The sequence below is a fragment of the Pseudomonas sp. TE12508 genome (genome assembly GCF_056279485.1).
On sequence record NZ_JBWCCN010000002.1, the window covers coordinates 405,996 to 422,631 of the forward strand.

General features: G+C 58.7%; 14 protein-coding genes. 10 read left to right on the forward strand and 4 right to left on the reverse strand.

The genetic code is table 11. The features are described from left to right. Positions 1–107 precede the first annotated feature (107 nt). Positions 108–2,036: a transglycosylase SLT domain-containing protein gene (locus ACZ9IM_RS04125; RefSeq protein ID WP_476223432.1), complete on the reverse strand. Its 1,929-nt coding sequence runs from the start codon at positions 2,034–2,036 to the stop codon at positions 108–110. Positions 2,037–2,249: 213 nt separating this feature from the next. On the opposite strand from ACZ9IM_RS04125, the gene ACZ9IM_RS04130 reads away from it, so the two are divergent. Then, positions 2,250–4,169 (forward strand): ATP-binding cassette domain-containing protein, encoded by a 1,920-nt coding sequence (locus tag ACZ9IM_RS04130; protein WP_427625559.1) that lies wholly within the window; start codon positions 2,250–2,252, stop codon positions 4,167–4,169. A gap of 191 nt (positions 4,170–4,360) precedes the next feature. Here the strand turns inward: ACZ9IM_RS04130 and ACZ9IM_RS04135 are convergent, their stop codons facing one another. Next, the gene (locus tag ACZ9IM_RS04135) at positions 4,361–4,798 is read right to left on the reverse strand and encodes a universal stress protein (protein WP_007907790.1); all 438 of its coding nucleotides are present in this window, start codon (positions 4,796–4,798) and stop codon (positions 4,361–4,363) included. Positions 4,799–4,902: 104 nt separating this feature from the next. Here ACZ9IM_RS04135 and ACZ9IM_RS04140 point away from each other — a divergent pair, with 104 nt between their 5' ends. The 7 genes from ACZ9IM_RS04140 to ACZ9IM_RS04170 all read left to right on the forward strand — a co-directional run bounded on the left by ACZ9IM_RS04140 (position 4,903) and on the right by ACZ9IM_RS04170 (position 13,343). Then, positions 4,903–5,340 carry a hypothetical protein gene (locus ACZ9IM_RS04140; RefSeq protein WP_008007072.1) on the forward strand — a complete coding sequence of 146 codons (438 nt, stop codon included), beginning with the start codon at positions 4,903–4,905 and terminating at the stop codon, positions 5,338–5,340. Between the two features lie 534 nt (positions 5,341–5,874). Beyond that, positions 5,875–8,022 (forward strand): fatty acid oxidation complex subunit alpha FadB, encoded by a 2,148-nt coding sequence (gene fadB / locus ACZ9IM_RS04145; protein WP_008073062.1) that lies wholly within the window; start codon positions 5,875–5,877, stop codon positions 8,020–8,022. Between the two features lie 30 nt (positions 8,023–8,052). Further along, positions 8,053–9,228, forward strand: a complete 1,176-nt coding sequence (gene fadA, locus ACZ9IM_RS04150; protein ID WP_076030378.1) for an acetyl-CoA C-acyltransferase FadA — start codon at positions 8,053–8,055, stop codon at positions 9,226–9,228. A 98-nt stretch (positions 9,229–9,326) separates the two neighbouring features. Next, complete coding sequence (locus tag ACZ9IM_RS04155; protein ID WP_008007078.1) at positions 9,327–9,563, forward strand: DUF1653 domain-containing protein; 237 nt, start codon at positions 9,327–9,329, stop codon at positions 9,561–9,563. A 114-nt stretch (positions 9,564–9,677) separates the two neighbouring features. Further along, the gene (gene topA / locus ACZ9IM_RS04160; protein WP_427625562.1) at positions 9,678–12,305 is read left to right on the forward strand and encodes a type I DNA topoisomerase; all 2,628 of its coding nucleotides are present in this window, start codon (positions 9,678–9,680) and stop codon (positions 12,303–12,305) included. A 138-nt stretch (positions 12,306–12,443) separates the two neighbouring features. After that, positions 12,444–12,968: a DUF6586 family protein gene (locus ACZ9IM_RS04165; protein ID WP_038979974.1), complete on the forward strand. Its 525-nt coding sequence runs from the start codon at positions 12,444–12,446 to the stop codon at positions 12,966–12,968. A gap of 141 nt (positions 12,969–13,109) precedes the next feature. Beyond that, on the forward strand, positions 13,110–13,343 hold the full coding sequence (locus tag ACZ9IM_RS04170; RefSeq protein WP_008007084.1) for a hypothetical protein: 234 nt from the start codon (positions 13,110–13,112) through the stop codon (positions 13,341–13,343). A 93-nt stretch (positions 13,344–13,436) separates the two neighbouring features. Here the strand turns inward: ACZ9IM_RS04170 and sulA are convergent, their stop codons facing one another. Continuing rightward, positions 13,437–13,910 carry an SOS-induced cell division inhibitor SulA gene (gene sulA / locus ACZ9IM_RS04175; protein ID WP_008073066.1) on the reverse strand — a complete coding sequence of 158 codons (474 nt, stop codon included), beginning with the start codon at positions 13,908–13,910 and terminating at the stop codon, positions 13,437–13,439. Between the two features lie 10 nt (positions 13,911–13,920). Beyond that, complete coding sequence (gene lexA / locus ACZ9IM_RS04180; protein WP_427625563.1) at positions 13,921–14,529, reverse strand: transcriptional repressor LexA; 609 nt, start codon at positions 14,527–14,529, stop codon at positions 13,921–13,923. Between the two features lie 229 nt (positions 14,530–14,758). Between lexA and ACZ9IM_RS04185 the strand changes: the two genes are divergently transcribed. Both ACZ9IM_RS04185 and nagZ read left to right on the forward strand, forming a co-directional pair. Next, positions 14,759–15,466 carry a TetR/AcrR family transcriptional regulator gene (locus tag ACZ9IM_RS04185; protein WP_427625564.1) on the forward strand — a complete coding sequence of 236 codons (708 nt, stop codon included), beginning with the start codon at positions 14,759–14,761 and terminating at the stop codon, positions 15,464–15,466. A 158-nt stretch (positions 15,467–15,624) separates the two neighbouring features. Beyond that, on the forward strand, positions 15,625–16,635 hold the full coding sequence (nagZ, locus tag ACZ9IM_RS04190) for a beta-N-acetylhexosaminidase (RefSeq protein WP_427625565.1): 1,011 nt from the start codon (positions 15,625–15,627) through the stop codon (positions 16,633–16,635). Position 16,636 lies beyond the last annotated feature (1 nt).

Below are 16,636 nucleotides of genomic sequence, written 5' to 3' on the forward strand. Positions count from 1 at the left end.
AAAATCAGTGAGTGCTTTGAGCTGCAAACAAAAATGCCCGCCTTGAAAGAGACGGGCATTTTTTACAGCGACGGAAAAAGATCGCAGCCTGCGACAGCGCCTACAGATTATTGATCGTCGAAATACCGTTCATGCCAATCCACCAACGGTTGTGGTGAGTTGAGCTTCTGGCCGTAGATCACCGAGTACGACAGCACGTTTTGCACGTACTGCCGGGTTTCGTCGAACGGGATGCTTTCCACCCACACATCGAAGCTCAGGTGATCGGCGCCACGCAGCCATTGACGTACGCGGCCGGGGCCGGCGTTGTAGGCGGCGGAGGCGAGGACGCGGTTGCCGTTGAACTGGCTGTGGACCTGGCTCAGGTAGGCGGCGCCGAGCTGGATGTTCTTGTCCGGATCGAACACTTGCTGTGGCGAAGCGAGGGGAATGCTGAACTTGCGTGCGGTTTCCTTGGCCGTACCGGGCATCAGTTGCATCAGGCCGCTAGCACCGACGCCGGAGCGTGCATCGGCCATGAAGGCGCTTTCCTGGCGGGTGATCGCGAATACCCAACTCGAATGCAGGCCACGGACCTTGGCTTCACGGACCAGGGTTTCGCGGTGGGCCATCGGGAAGCGAATATCCAGGTCGTCCCAGTATTTCGCCTGACTGATGGTGCGGATCGCCGGGAAATACCATTTCAGGTCGTAAGCCAGTTTCGCCTGGGCGACCATTTCGTCACGGCTGAAATGCCGGCTGACGTGGTACCACTCGCGACGACCGTCGACGATCTGCCCGCGGGCATGGAATTCCAGGGCGCGTCGTACACCAGGGGTATTACGCACCTTGTTGATCAGCGCCTGGCTGAGCACCAACGGTTTGTTGTTCAGCGAATAGGGGGATTGCGAGCGATCGGCCGCCAGGAAACCGTAGAAGTCGCGCTCGCGAGCCAGGCCCTTGTAAAGCGTCTGCGCTTGCGGATTCTGTGGCTGCGCCAGCTCCAGGCTGCGAGCCTGCCAGTAACGCCAGCGGTTGGTGGTGGCCAGATCTTGAGGCAGGCGGCGGGTCAGCTCATAGGCATCGTCCCAGCGGGCCAGGCGCAACAGCAGGCGCAAACGCCATTCGGAAACGGTGTTGTCCCGCAGTTCCGGGTCGTATTTGGTCATTACGTCCAGCGCGCGGCTGTCGAAACGACGAGCGAGGGTCAGCCCGATTTCCCGGGCAATCGCGACTTTTTCGTCGCGGGAGAAATGCATGCTGTTGGCGTAACCGTCGAGCAGTGCCATAGCCTTGTCCGGATCCTGACGGGCCAGGCGGCGCAGGCCGAGGCTGACGATGTCGGACATCGGTTCATCCGCCGGGGTGAAGCGCGACGGCTGATTGAGCAGCTCGGGATTCTGCGCCACATCCACCAGCAGTCGACCGCGTGGGGCGAGTGTCGTCAGGCCATTGATCAGGCTGTTGGCCAGCGGATAGTTGCGTGCCTGGGCGGCGAGCTTGGTGCGTTCCCAGCGTTTCTGTTCAGTCAGTTGACCCTCGGCAGCCCACATGCCGAACACAGCATCGCAAGCGTCGGGTTGGGTTTTGCCGGTCAGCCAGAGTTTATCGGCGTTGGCGTAGCCTTCAGCCTTGCGGTTATGGCTGATCTGATACTGCGCGTTCAGGCAGTCCAGTTCGGTGAAATTGAGCTTGGGGTCATAATATTTAACGAAAGTTGCCCAATCGCCGCGTTCGGTCAGCCAGCGCAGCCAGCGCAACTTCATCCAGTTGGCTTGGGGCAGGTCACCGTGTTCGGCGAGGAATTTCTCGATTTCGGCGTTGCTCGCGGTTTTCAGGCGCGCGGTCAATTCGTCATAAGCCAGATACGGCTCCAGCGGATAATCGCTCAGAGCCTGGCTGTAACGGAAATAAGGGCCGGAATCGCCTTTGGCCAAGGCTCGCTTGGCTTCATCGTAATACTGGCGTTGGGTGGACAGGTCCACCGCCTGGGCGGATTGAGCGGCAGCGGCTGTAAGAAGCAAACACGAAAAAAGATTGAAAAGGCGACTGCGCATGAGACGTCCGGGCAGAGAAATCATGACAAGTGCCGGCGAGAGCGGCACTGAATTATCTGTAGCTTAGCCTTTTGCCAGCAGTGGGCGAAAGCTTTGCCGAGCTGTCGGCACAAGTTCGCAACAATTGTTGTGCAGAGTGCTTCGACATTGAAATTGCCGGCCTTCTGAAGCCTCAAGTCAGGTAGAATGCGCGCCCGGTTTTTGGAGAAGCTCATGACCCTGCTCAAATTCAGCGATGTGTCCCTTGCTTTCGGCGCTATGCCGTTGTTGGACAAGGTGTCCTGGCAGATCGCCCGTGGTGAGCGGGTGTGCATCATCGGCCGCAACGGCACTGGCAAGTCCAGCATGATGAAGCTCGTCAAGGGCGACCAGAAGCCCGATGAAGGCTCTGTTTGGCGCGCACCTGGCCTGAAAATTGGCGAATTGCCGCAAGAATTGCCGGTAGCCGACGAGCGGACCGTGTTCGACGTGGTTGCCGAAGGCCTGGACGGTGTCGGCGAGCTGCTCGCGCAGTATCACCACCTGAGCCAGAACATCGTCACCGACGCCGACCTGGACAAACTGATGCACGTCCAGCACGACCTCGAGGCCCGCGATGGCTGGCGTTTGCAACAACTGGTCGACAGCACCTTGAGCCGCTTGCAACTGCCGGCCGACAAGACCCTCGCCGAATTGTCCGGCGGTTGGCGTCGCCGCGTCCTGCTGGCGCAGGCCCTGGTTTCCGAACCGGATCTGCTGTTGCTCGACGAACCGACCAACCACCTGGACATCGGCGCCATTGCCTGGCTCGAAGAAGCGCTGAAGGACTTCCAGGGCGCCGTGCTGTTCATCACGCACGACCGTTCATTCCTGCAGAACCTTGCGACCCGCATTCTGGAACTGGATCGCGGTGGCCTGATCGACTGGAACGGCGACTACGCCAGTTTCCTCGTGCACAAAGAGGCGACTCTGGCTGCTGAAGAAACCGCCAACGCGCTGTTCGACAAGAAGCTGGCCCAGGAAGAAGTCTGGATCCGCCAAGGCATCAAGGCTCGCCGCACCCGTAACGAAGGCCGTGTCCGCGCCCTGAAAGCCTTGCGTGTTGAGCGCAGCGAGCGTCGTGAGCGCACCGGCAAGGCCAACATTCAGCTGGACACTGCTGACAAGTCCGGCAAGCAGGTGATGGTCCTCGAGAACGTGAGCTTCGCTCACCCGGGTGGCCCGTTCCTGATCAAGGATTTCTCGATGGTCCTGACGCGCGGCGACCGTATCGGTCTGCTTGGCGCCAACGGTACCGGCAAGACCACGCTGCTGAAACTGATGCTCAGCGGTCTGCAACCGACCAGCGGCAAGGTGGAAGAGGGGACGCGCATCGACGTGGCCTACTTCGACCAGTTGCGCCATCAGCTGGACCTGGAAAAGACCGTGATCGACAACGTGGCCGAAGGTCGCGACTTTATCGATATCGATGGTCAGAGCCGCCATGTGCTGAGCTACCTCGGCGACTTCCTGTTCAGCCCGCAGCGTGCCCGCACGCCGGTCAAGGCGCTGTCCGGTGGTGAGCGTGCCCGTCTGTTGCTGGCCAAACTGTTCAGCAAGCCGGCGAACCTGCTGGTACTCGACGAACCGACCAACGACCTGGATGTGGAAACCCTCGAACTGCTGGAAGAGGTCTTGCTGACCTTCAACGGCACCGTGCTGATGGTCAGTCACGACCGGGCATTCCTCGACAACGTGGTCACCAGCACCTTGGTCTTCGAAGGCGAAGGCAAGGTTCGCGAATACGTCGGTGGTTATCAGGACTGGCTGCGTCAGGGCGGCTCGCCGCGCCTGTTGGGCGTGACCGAGAGCAAGTCCGGCAAGGCCGACCTGAACTCGGCTGTCGTCACTGCTGAACCAGTGCCAGTCGCTGCGGCAGTAGAGGCGCCGGTGGCAAAGAAGAAGCTCAGCTACAAGTTGCAACGTGAGCTGGAAATGTTGCCGAGTCAGATCGAAGCCATGGAGCAGCAGATCGCGGTGGTTGAAGCGCAGATGGCGGATGCCGGTTTCTATCAGCGCCCTGCTGCCGAGACAGCTGCAGTGATCGCTCAGCTGGAGCAGTTGCAGGCTGAGCTCGACGTGATGGTCGAGCGCTGGGCCGAGCTGGATGCCTGATTGATCCGGCGATAAAAAAGCCCGGCGTTCAGTGATGAGCGCCGGGCTTTTCGTATGGAAAACGATCTGCTCGCCGACATAGATTCACTGTGGGAGCGGGTTTGCTCGCGAAAGCTGCTTAACATTCAATAAAGATGTCGACTGTCACGCCGCTTTCGCGAGCAAGCCCGCTCCCACGTTGTTCCGTGTTGTCAGCTTTTGATCAGGCGCACCGCCAGCACATCGCAAGGCGCGCCGTGCAGTACGTCATTGGCGGTGGAGCCGAGCAATAGCGCCAAGCCGTGTCGGCCATGACTGCCCACCACGATCAGGTCGCACGTTTGCTCCTTGGCGAGGTGGTGAATCTCCTGGCGCGGCTGGCCGTAGGTCAAGTGACTGTATTCCTTGGAGAGTTCCGGGTATTTCACGATCAATCGCTCAAGGCGCTCTTTGGCCTGATCGAATTGTTGCTGTTGCAACTGGGAAAGATCCATCGGCACGTCGCCGCCAAAGGCCATCGCCATCGGTTCGACAATATGCACCAGGGACAGCTTTGCGCCATTGCTCACCGAGAGCTCGCGAGCCCGGTGGATGACAGGATCGCACTCTTCCGTTAGGTCTACAGCGACCAGAATGTGGTTGTAGGGCATGAGGTGCTCCTCCTGAGGATTGCAATATTGGTAAGTATGGCTGGTTTCAAGCGCATTGGTTTCAAAGTGACTCAATGGGCTCATCAAGAATCGGGAGTACACATATGACGGTCTGGATAGTGGTGTCAATCCTGCTGGTGGTCTTGAGCCCGCTGGCCTGGTTGCGACCCTCTCGTACTCAGAGCGGGCGCATGGCCCTGCGCATGGAGGCGCGGCGCATTGGCCTGGCCATGCAGCTGGCGCCCCAGGAATGGCCGCACTGGCTGAGCGAGGAGCCGCCGAGCCCTTGCGCGCAGTACCATCGGCCGCGCCGTGGCACGCGACCGGCGTGCTGGAGTTACTGGCAGAAGGCGCCGGGCGTGTGGGTCAATCAGTGGCAGGAGGTCTGTGAGGATGGGATGCTGCTGAATCATTTCGAAAAATTGCCTGCCAACGTCTACAAGGTCGAAGCAGACAAGCAAATGATTGCCCTGTATTGGGGCGAGAAGGGCGAGGCCGAGGTTCTGCAACAGATCGATGCCACGCTCAAAGCACTCGCTTGAAACCCGACCCCCTACAAAAGCAAGCGCCAGCGCCTGACAGGCAGGCAATAAAAAGCCCGACATCATCATCGGGCTGAGGTTGGCCAGGCAGGCCGGTAATTCTGTGTGGCTGATCTTACGCTGGACATTCGTCAAAGCGTTCAAATTTTTTCTTCAGGGTCCCGCCAGCGTAGCTTGTTAAACACAGGCTGCCGGCAATTAGGGCGACTTTTCTAACTATTGATTCTATGAATGGCCTCACATGCATGAGCGTGTTGCAGGGCTTCGTGGTACGGAAGTGACCGGAAAGTCGCGTTTCAACCAGTATTTTGGGCGATTGACAATTGCCGGAAATTCCGTGAAGGTGACATACCCAAATCAAACGGGCGTATGAATTGAGCGTTTGTATTACAGATCGCTCCTACAGAATCCCGACTATCGCGTCGGCGGGTGTGCCGGGTGAATTGGCGTAGCATCGACGATAAACGTCCTTGCCGAGCCAGTCGCCTGCGTCCGACGTGTACTGTTCAGCTTCCATATCGTGGAGATCAGTTGATGATTTACGAAGGTAAAGCCATCACGGTTAAGGCTCTTGAAAGTGGCATCGTCGAATTGAAATTCGACCTCAAGGGTGAGTCCGTCAACAAGTTCAACCGTCTTACCCTGAACGAACTGCGTCAGGCTGTAGACACCATCAAGGCAGATGCTTCGATCAAGGGTGTGATCGTCAGCAGTGGCAAGGACGTGTTCATCGTCGGCGCCGACATCACCGAATTCGTCGACAACTTCAAGCTGCCGGATGCAGAGCTTGTCGCTGGTAACCTCGAAGCCAACAAGATTTTCAGCGATTTCGAAGACCTCAACGTCCCGACTGTCGCCGCTATCAATGGCATCGCACTGGGTGGCGGTCTGGAGATGTGCCTGGCGGCAGATTTCCGCGTCATGGCCAATACCGCCAAAATCGGTCTGCCGGAAGTCAAGCTGGGCATCTACCCAGGCTTCGGCGGTACTGTGCGTTTGCCGCGCATCATCGGTGCCGACAACGCTATCGAGTGGATTGCCGCCGGTAAGGAAAACCGCGCTGAAGACGCGTTGAAAGTCGGTGCTGTCGACGCCGTGGTCGCTCCGGAGAAATTGCAGGAAGCGGCTCTGAACCTGCTCAAGGGCGCCATCTCTGGCGAATTTGACTACAAGGCCAAGCGTCAGCCGAAGCTCGAAAAGCTCAAGCTCAACGCCATCGAACAAATGATGTCGTTCGAAACCGCCAAAGGTTTCGTGGCCGGTCAAGCAGGCCCGAACTACCCGGCACCGGTCGAAGCGATCAAGACCATCCAGAAAGCCGCGAACTTCGGTCGCGACAAGGCGCTGGAAGTCGAAGCCGCCGGTTTCGTCAAACTGGCCAAGACCTCTGCCGCGCAGAGCTTGATCGGTCTGTTCCTGAACGATCAGGAGCTGAAGAAAAAGGCCAAGGCCTACGACGAAATCGCCAAAGACGTGAAGCAGGCCGCCGTATTGGGCGCCGGCATCATGGGTGGCGGTATCGCATATCAGTCGGCCTCCAAAGGTACGCCGATCCTGATGAAAGACATCAACGAGCACGGCATCGAGCAAGGTCTGGCGGAAGCCGCCAAGCTGCTGGTGGGCCGCGTTGATAAAGGTCGCATGACGCCGGCGAAAATGGCCGAAGTGCTCAATGGCATTCGTCCGACCCTGTCCTACGGCGATTTCGGTCACGTCGACCTGGTCGTCGAAGCCGTTGTCGAGAACCCGAAGGTCAAGCAAGCCGTTCTGGCCGAAGTTGAAGACAAGGTCAAAGAGGACACCATCCTCGCGTCCAACACTTCGACCATTTCCATCACCTTGCTGGCCAAAGCCCTCAAGCGTCCGGAAAACTTCGTCGGCATGCACTTCTTCAACCCGGTGCACATGATGCCGCTGGTTGAAGTGATCCGTGGCGAGAAGTCCAGCGAAGTGGCCGTTGCCACCACCGTTGCCTACGCCAAGAAAATGGGCAAGAACCCGATCGTCGTCAACGACTGCCCGGGCTTCCTGGTCAACCGCGTGCTGTTCCCGTACTTCGGCGGTTTCGCCAAACTGGTCAGCGCCGGCGTGGACTTCGTGCGCATCGACAAAGTCATGGAAAAATTCGGCTGGCCAATGGGCCCGGCATACCTGATGGACGTGGTCGGCATCGACACCGGTCACCACGGTCGTGACGTCATGGCTGAAGGCTTCCCGGATCGCATGAAGGACGATCGCCGTTCGGCCGTCGACGTGCTCTACGAAGCCAAGCGCCTGGGCCAGAAGAATGGCAAAGGCTTCTACGCCTACGAGACTGACAAGCGCGGCAAGCAGAAGAAAGTCGCCGATCCTTCGGTACTGGAAGTGCTCAAGCCAATCGTGTTCGAACAGCGCGAAGTCACTGACGAAGACATCATCAACTGGATGATGATCCCACTGTGCCTGGAAACCGTGCGTTGCCTGGAAGACGGTATCGTCGAAACCGCCGCCGAAGCCGACATGGGCCTGGTCTACGGTATTGGTTTCCCTCCATTCCGTGGCGGTGCGCTGCGCTACATCGACTCGATCGGTGTTGCAGAGTTCGTTGCCCTGGCTGACCAGTACGCTGATTTGGGCGCGCTGTACCACCCGACCGCGAAGCTGCGTGCAATGGCCAAAAACGGTCAGAGCTTCTTCGGTTAAGCGCCCACACTAGAGCGAGAGTGAAAGTATATGAGCTTGAATCCTAGAGACGTCGTGATTGTCGACTTCGGTCGTACGCCGATGGGCCGCTCCAAGGGCGGCATGCACCGCAACACCCGCGCCGAAGACATGTCGGCGCACCTGATCAGCAAATTGCTGGAACGCAACGTCAAGGTCGACCCGAGCGAAGTTGAGGACGTGATCTGGGGCTGTGTGAACCAGACCCTGGAGCAGGGCTGGAACATCGCCCGCATGGCGTCCCTGATGACGCAGATCCCGCACACCGCGGCCGGCCAGACCGTCAGCCGTCTGTGTGGTTCGTCGATGAGTGCTCTGCACACCGCTGCACAAGCGATCATGACCGGTAACGGTGACGTGTTCGTGGTTGGTGGCGTCGAGCATATGGGCCACGTGAGCATGATGCACGGTGTCGATCCGAACCCGCACATGTCCCTGTATGCGGCGAAAGCCTCGGGCATGATGGGCCTGACCGCGGAAATGCTCGGCAAAATGCACGGCATTAGTCGCGAACAACAGGACGCCTTTGGCGTGCGCTCCCATCAGCTCGCCCACAAGGCGACTCTGGAAGGCAAGTTCAAAGACGAAATCATCCCGATGCAGGGCTACGACGAGAACGGTTTCCTGAAACTGTTCGACTACGACGAAACCATTCGTCCGGAAACCACCCTGGAAAGCCTGGCGGCTCTGAAGCCAGCGTTTAACCCGAAGGGCGGCACCGTGACAGCCGGTACTTCGTCGCAGATCACCGACGGTGCTTCGTGCATGATCGTGATGTCGGCGCAGCGTGCCCAGGACCTGGGCATCCAGCCGATGGCGGTGATTCGTTCGATGGCAGTGGCGGGTGTGGACCCGGCGATCATGGGCTATGGTCCAGTACCGGCAACGCAGAAAGCACTGAAGCGCGCGGGTCTTGGTATCAACGATATCGACTTCTTCGAGCTTAACGAAGCTTTCGCCGCACAGGCGCTGCCAGTGCTGAAAGATTTGAAAGTGCTCGACAAGATGAACGAGAAGGTTAACCTGCACGGCGGCGCGATCGCCCTGGGTCACCCGTTCGGTTGCTCCGGTGCCCGTATCTCCGGCACTTTGCTGAACGTGATGAAGCAGAATGGCGGCACCTTTGGGGTAGCCACCATGTGCATTGGTCTTGGCCAAGGCATCTCCACCGTCTTCGAACGCGTTTAAGCGTTTCGCTGATGGAAGCCGGGGCCAAGTGCCCCGGTTTTTGTTTTTCCGGATTTATTTTGTTTTTATTTTGAAAAAATTTGAGTGAGGGCCAAACCATGCCGATACAACCTGGGCTCTACGAACATTACAAAGGTCCGCAGTACCGTGTATTCGCTGTTGCGCGGCATTCGGAAACGGAAGAAGAAGTGGTCTTCTACCAAGCCCTGTATGGCGATTACGGCTTTTGGGTGCGCCCCTTGAGCATGTTCCTGGAGTCGGTCGAGGTTGACGGCGAACAGGTGCCACGCTTTGCTTTGGTGCAAGCCGAACCGAGCGTTTTTCCGCAGTCATAAGGGGAGTGCGCGCAGAACCCTGCGCTTGACCTCACCTTGTAGCCACTATATATAGCGGTGCCGCGTCAGGCGCCAACCGCCTTTCACTTCTAGAATTCAGGAATTTTCTGATCCATGGGCAAATCGCTGGTCATTGTGGAATCCCCGGCTAAGGCCAAGACCATCAACAAGTATCTGGGTAACCAATACGTGGTGAAGTCGAGTATCGGCCATATCCGAGACCTGCCCACCAGCGGTTCGGCTAGCGCCAGCAAAGAGCCTGCCGCCAAGCGCGGCAAGGCCGCCGCAGGTGAAGGTCCGGTGCTCACGCCGAAAGAGAAAGCGCGCAAGCAGCTGGTCTCGCGCATGGGTGTCGATCCCGATCATGGCTGGAAAGCCAAGTACGAGATTCTCCCGGGCAAGGAAAAAGTCATCGAAGAGCTGCGCCGGCTCGCCAAAGATGCTGACACCATCTATCTCGCAACCGACTTGGATCGCGAGGGGGAAGCCATTGCCTGGCACCTGCGCGAAGCCATCGGTGGTGACGACAGCCGCTACAAGCGCGTGGTGTTCAATGAAATCACCAAGAAAGCGATCCAGGAAGCCTTCTCCAAACCGGGCGAGTTGGATATTGACCGTGTAAACGCCCAGCAGGCGCGTCGCTTCCTCGACCGCGTGGTGGGTTACATGGTTTCGCCGCTGCTGTGGGCCAAGGTCGCCCGTGGCCTGTCCGCCGGTCGCGTGCAATCGGTTGCCGTGAAGCTGGTGGTCGAGCGTGAGCGTGAAATCCGCGCGTTCAACCCGGAAGAGTACTGGGAAGTTCATGCCGACCTCGGCACCGCCAAGGGCGCGACCGTGCGTTTCGACGTGGCCCGTGAGAAAGGCGAAGCCTTCAAGCCGCTCAACGAAGCCCAGGCCATGGCCGCGCTGGAAAAGCTCAAGGCTTCCAGCTACAGCATCGTCAAGCGCGAAGACAAACCGACCAGCAGCAAGCCGTCGGCACCGTTCATCACTTCCACCCTGCAGCAGGCTGCGAGTAACCGCCTGGGCTTTGGTGTGAAGAAAACCATGATGATGGCCCAGCGTTTGTACGAAGCCGGCTACATCACGTATATGCGTACCGACTCCACCAACCTCTCGGTCGATGCCGTGGCGATGGCGCGTACTTATATTGAAGGTGAGTTCGGCAAGAAGTACCTGCCGGAAAACCCGAACGTCTACAGCAGCAAGGAAGGCGCACAAGAGGCTCACGAAGCGATTCGTCCGTCTGACGCCAATACCGAGCCAAGCAAGCTGTCGGGCATGGAGCGTGATGCAGAACGGCTCTACGAGCTGATCTGGCGCCAGTTCCTCGCTTGCCAGATGCTGCCGGCGCAATACCTGTCGACCACAGTCACCGTCGGTGCCGGCGACTTCGAGTTGCGTGCCAAGGGCCGCATCCTGAAGTTCGACGGTTACACCCGCGTCATGCCGCAAATTGCCAAGCCTGGCGATGACGACGTGCTGCCGGACATGGCCCAGGGCGACGCGATGAAGCTGATCAAGCTTGATCCGACCCAGCACTTCACCAAGCCGCCGGCGCGTTACTCGGAAGCGAGCCTGGTTAAAGAAATGGAAAAACGGGGCATCGGTCGTCCTTCGACCTATGCCGCGATCATTTCGACCATCCAGGACCGCGGCTACGTGGCGCTGCACAACCGTCGTTTCTATTCGGAAAAGATGGGCGACATCGTCACCGAGCGTCTGGCCGAGAGCTTCTCCAATCTCATGGACTACGGCTTCACCGCCGGCATGGAAGAGAACCTCGATGACGTGGCCCAGGGCGAACGCGACTGGAAAAACGTGCTCGACGAGTTCTATGGCGACTTCAAGAAGAAACTCGAAGTAGCCGAAAGTGCCGAAGGCGGCATGCGCGCCAATCAGCCGGTGATGACTGACATTCCGTGCGTGTTGTGCGGTCGTCCGATGCAGATCCGTACTGCTTCGACGGGCGTGTTCCTCGGTTGCTCGGGCTACAGCCTGCCACCGAAAGAGCGCTGCAAGGCCACCGTCAACCTGGTGCCGGGCGATGAAATCGCCGCGGACGACGAGGGTGAGTCCGAATCGCTGGTCCTGCGTGGCAAGCATCGCTGCCCGATATGCAGCACGGCCATGGACGCTTACCTGCTCGACGAGAAGCGCAAGCTGCACATCTGCGGTAACAACCCGGATTGCTCTGGCTACGAAATCGAAGAGGGCACCTATCGCATCAAAGGCTATGAAGGTCCGAGCCTGGAGTGCGACAAGTGCGGCAGCGAGATGCAGCTCAAGACCGGTCGTTTCGGTAAGTTCTTCGGTTGCACCAACGCCACCTGCAAGAACACTCGCAAGCTGCTGAAGAGCGGTGACGCGGCGCCGCCGAAGATGGACCCGGTGAAGATGCCTGAGCTCAAATGCGAAAAGGTCAACGACACCTACATCCTTCGCGACGGTGCTTCCGGCCTGTTCCTGGCGGCCAGCCAGTTCCCGAAAAACCGCGAGACCCGTGCTCCATTGGTCATGGAGATCGTGCCGCACAAGGATGAGATCGATCCGAAGTACCATTTCCTCTGCGAAGCGCCGAAGAAAGATCCGGACGGCCTTCCTTCGGTAATTCGTTACAGCCGCAAGACCAAAGAGCAATACGTGCAGACTGAGGTTGACGGTAAACCGACTGGCTGGAAGGCGTATTACGACGGCGGGAAGTGGACGGTTGAAGACAAGCGTCCATCAGCCAAGGCTTAAAAGGCTGTACGCAAAAGGCCGCATGACAACCCACGGGTTTTCATGCGGCCTTTTGTTTTGGGCTTGCGGGAAGCTCAGGTGATCCACGACACTGTCTGACCTGCGTGAAGCAATTATTTCGTTGTGGAGGCTGCCGTCATGGCCCACGAACTCTATACCCGTACCAACCAGAAGATTTATTTCGCCGGCCTGTCGCTGGAAGCGCTTGCCAAAGCCGAAGAGGGGCGGGCGATGAACTCCCTCGCGCTGATTCAGGCCGGGCGCGAATCGGCGTTGTTTCACCTGTACGGTGCGCTGTTGGGACTGTGCCATGAAATCGCCGGTTTCTATCGCCTGCCTCAGGCCAATGCGCCGCGGGCAGAGATGCTGCTGACCCGCGAAGTGCTCGAAACCATCGCTATTCCGGAAATGGCCGAGATGGTCGAACTGGCCCAAAACCCTGAAACCTGGCTGGCCAAATTGCTGTCGGCTCATGCCGCACTGTTTCAGCCGCCTCGCGCGCCGCACAAGCCCAAGGGTGATGTGACGCAGCCGCTCATTCTGGCCGTTAATCTGGATGAAGAAGAGGCACCGGAAGAGCTGAGTCGGGAAGAGCTGGAGAGCTGGCGTCAGAACCTTAAAGGACTGGCGATTCGGTTTCGCGAAGGGTTGAACGAGTGCTGAAAGATTGAGCGTTTAGGGAAGGATCTGCTCAAGGAAGAGTGTTGTCAGAAATTTCCCTTCGTGATGGCATCTGGTCAAGATCCCGAGCGAAGCTTGGCTGATGCCTATATAATCCCCGCCTTTCGTGGAGAACAGACCTTTATGCCAACGTCCTTTCTAGAAATTGTCGAGTTACCAGACGGCCGAATCGAGCTGCGCAGGGCCGAGGACGAGGGTTCTCTGGTTACTTTGGATTTCTCCGAGGATGCCAAGGTTTTCCTGCAAGGCCAGCATGTGGAAGTCGCCAAGGCGATGTTGAGCGTCGGTGTTCAGATGGCAGGACGCCTGGTTGAAGGCGAATTTGATAAGGAAGAGGGGTCACGGGTTCTTCATTGATCCCGCCCGTCGGATTCTTCGGATACCTCTACAGATCGGCTTCTCTATCCCTGGAGAAGCCCTGCGCTGTTCAGCGCGCACCGTGTTTGTCAGTTACCCCAGTCGAATATTCAGACTTTGCGCATCCCCGATACGGGCAGCGCTGATCAACTGTTGCCGCGACGTTGTGCTCAGCGGGTTAAGCCAGCTGACGACCGTATGGCTGCGGCCAAGTCGCAAGGCTTCGCAGGTCAACTGCTGAGCGCTCTGCGTGCCGCGCGGTTGGAGGAGCAGAATGCGTTCACGGTTCAAGCCGGCGTCCCGTAACCAGGCTTGTGTCAGGCTGGCGGGTGGGGCGATGAGTGTCAGCCAGCGTGCATCCTGATCCTGGCTCAGTTCCCGGAGAATCGGTGCTAGAAGGTTCAGGCAGTTCCCGGCCGCGCCGCGCAGTGACAGCTCGCTGAAGACTTCGGGCTCGGCGCTCCAGGGCGATTCGACCACGTCCTTCAGGATCGGCGCCAATGGCTGCGCCATGAACGCCTCGAACAACGGCAGTTGGGCTTGCTGTGAAGTATGTGGGAACTGCATAAAGCCTCCTTTAGCGGCGAATCACGCCGACACTCAAGCCTTCGATAACCAGTTCCTGATCTTTCAGGTTGACTTCGATAGGGGCGAATTCAGGGTTTTCGGCAATCAACCAGACCTTGCTGCCGTCGCGCTTGAAGCGCTTGACGGTCACTTCGTCGCCGATCCGCGCCACAACGATCTGGCCGTTGCGGGCTTCACGGGTGGTGTGGACGGCCAGCAGGTCGCCGTCGAAAATGCCGACGTCCTTCATGCTCATGCCATGGACGCGCAACAGATAGTCAGCGCGAGGATGGAAGAACGCAGGGTTGATGTTGCAGGATTCCTCGATGTGCTGCTGGGCGAGGATCGGCGCACCGGCAGCCACCCGGCCAATGATCGGCAAGCTGGACTCGTCGGCCTTGGCTTCGAAGCCAGGGATGCGGATGCCGCGGGAGGCGCCCGGGGTCATCTCGATCGCTCCCTTGCGGGCCAGCGCCTTGAGGTGTTCTTCCGCGGCATTGGGCGACTTGAACCCCAGTTCCTGAGCGATTTCCGCGCGGGTCGGCGGGTAGCCGTTGTCTTCGAGGCAACGTTTGATGAAGGCCAGAATCTCTGCTTGGCGTGGCGTCAGCTTTAGCATATTGATCGCTCTGTCTTTTTATACAGTGACTGGGATTATATACAGTGAACTGGTCTTGGCAATGCCCCTTTTTTTATCGGCCGCTGGACGGTCATTTTGCTCGCTGATTGAAGCGGCACTGTTGTATGGTTAAATACCTGACCGACCATTCCCAAAACGAACCGCCAGACTTGACAAGGCCAAGGCTGAAACGTATGTTTCAAACAAGTGTTTGTCAGGCGGAGTAGCCATGGCCCAGTCGGAAACCGTTGAACGCATTCTCGATGCTGCCGAGCAGTTGTTCGCGGAAAAAGGTTTTGCTGAAACCTCATTGCGTCTGATCACCAGCAAGGCCGGTGTCAATCTGGCGGCGGTGAATTATCACTTCGGGTCGAAGAAGGCGCTGATTCAGGCGGTCTTCTCGCGTTTTCTCGGGCCATTCTGTCTCAGTCTCGATAAAGAGCTGGAGCGCCGCCAGGCCAAGCCCGAGAACAAGCCGTCCCTTGAAGAGCTGCTGGAGATTCTTGTCGAGCAAGCTTTGGTGGTGCAGCCACGCAGCGGCAATGACCTGTCCATTTTCATGCGTTTGCTGGGGCTGGCGTTCAGTCAGAGCCAAGGGCACTTGCGTCGTTATCTGGAAGATATGTACGGCAAGGTGTTCCGCCGCTACATGATGTTGGTCAACGAGGCTGCGCCGCGCATTCCCCCGATCGAACTGTTCTGGCGTGTGCACTTCATGCTGGGTGCCGCGGCGTTCAGCATGTCGGGGATCAAGGCCTTGCGTGCGATTGCCGAGACCGATTTCGGCGTCAACACCTCTATCGAACAAGTGATGCGTCTGATGGTGCCGTTCCTGGCCGCTGGCATGCGGGCCGAAACCGGCGTCACCGACACAGCCATGGCCACCGCGCAGTTGCGTCCGCGCAGCAAATCGGCCCCGGTCGCCGCCAAGGTTTAACCGCACACGGGTGGGCGCGGCAGCTGACATCCGCTAAGCTAGCCGCCCATGCCGACTCTCGTTCTGAACCCGCTCCTCATTGAAATCGCCGACCCGCAGGGCCCAGCCCATGGCGGCGAATTCGTGCGAGCCGGGTTTATCGTAATCAAGGAATCTCTATGACTGCTGGCCTGCAAGGCTCGTTGATGGTGGACGTCGCCGGTACCTGGCTGACGGCCGAAGATCGCCAATTGTTGCGCCAGCCCGAAGTGGGCGGCCTGATCATTTTTGCCCGCAACATCGAACACCCGCGCCAAGTGCGCGAATTGAGCGCTTCGATCCGCGCCATTCGTCCCGATCTGCTGCTGGCGGTGGATCAAGAGGGCGGTCGGGTTCAACGGCTTCGTCAGGGCTTCGTGCGGTTGCCAGCCATGCGCGCCATCGCCGATAACCCGAATGCCGAGGACCTGGCCGAGCAGTGTGGCTGGATCATGGCGACCGAAGTGCTCGCAGTCGGTCTCGACCTGAGCTTCGCCCCCGTGCTGGACCTGGATTACCAGCGCAGTGCGGTGGTTGGCACCCGTTCGTTTGAAGGTGATCCCGAACGTGCAGCCTTGCTCGCCGGTGCATTTATTCGTGGCATGAATAGCGCCGGAATGGCCGCCACTGGCAAGCATTTCCCCGGGCATGGCTGGGCCGAAGCCGATTCCCACGTCGCGATTCCCAACGATGAGCGCAGCCTCGACGAAATCCGCGCTAACGATCTTGTGCCGTTTGCGCGATTGAGCAAGCAACTGGCTGCCGTCATGCCAGCCCACGTTATTTATCCACAAGTCGATTCCCAGCCTGCAGGTTTCTCCCGTCGCTGGTTGCAGGACATCCTGCGTGGCGAGCTGCAGTTCGATGGCGTGATCTTCAGTGATGACCTGTCGATGGCCGGTGCCCATGTGGTCGGCGATGCTGCCAGTCGCATCGAAGCGGCATTGACCGCCGGTTGTGACATGGGCCTGGTGTGCAACGATCGCGCAGCTGCCGAGCTGGCCTTGAGCGCCGCCCAGCGTTTGAAGGTCAAACCTTCGGCGCGTATTGCGCGGATGCGCGGGCAGTCGTACAGCAGTACCGAATACCGTCAAGATCCACGCTGGCTAGCGGCCATCGGCGCGCTCAAAGAAGCTCAATTGATTGATTGAG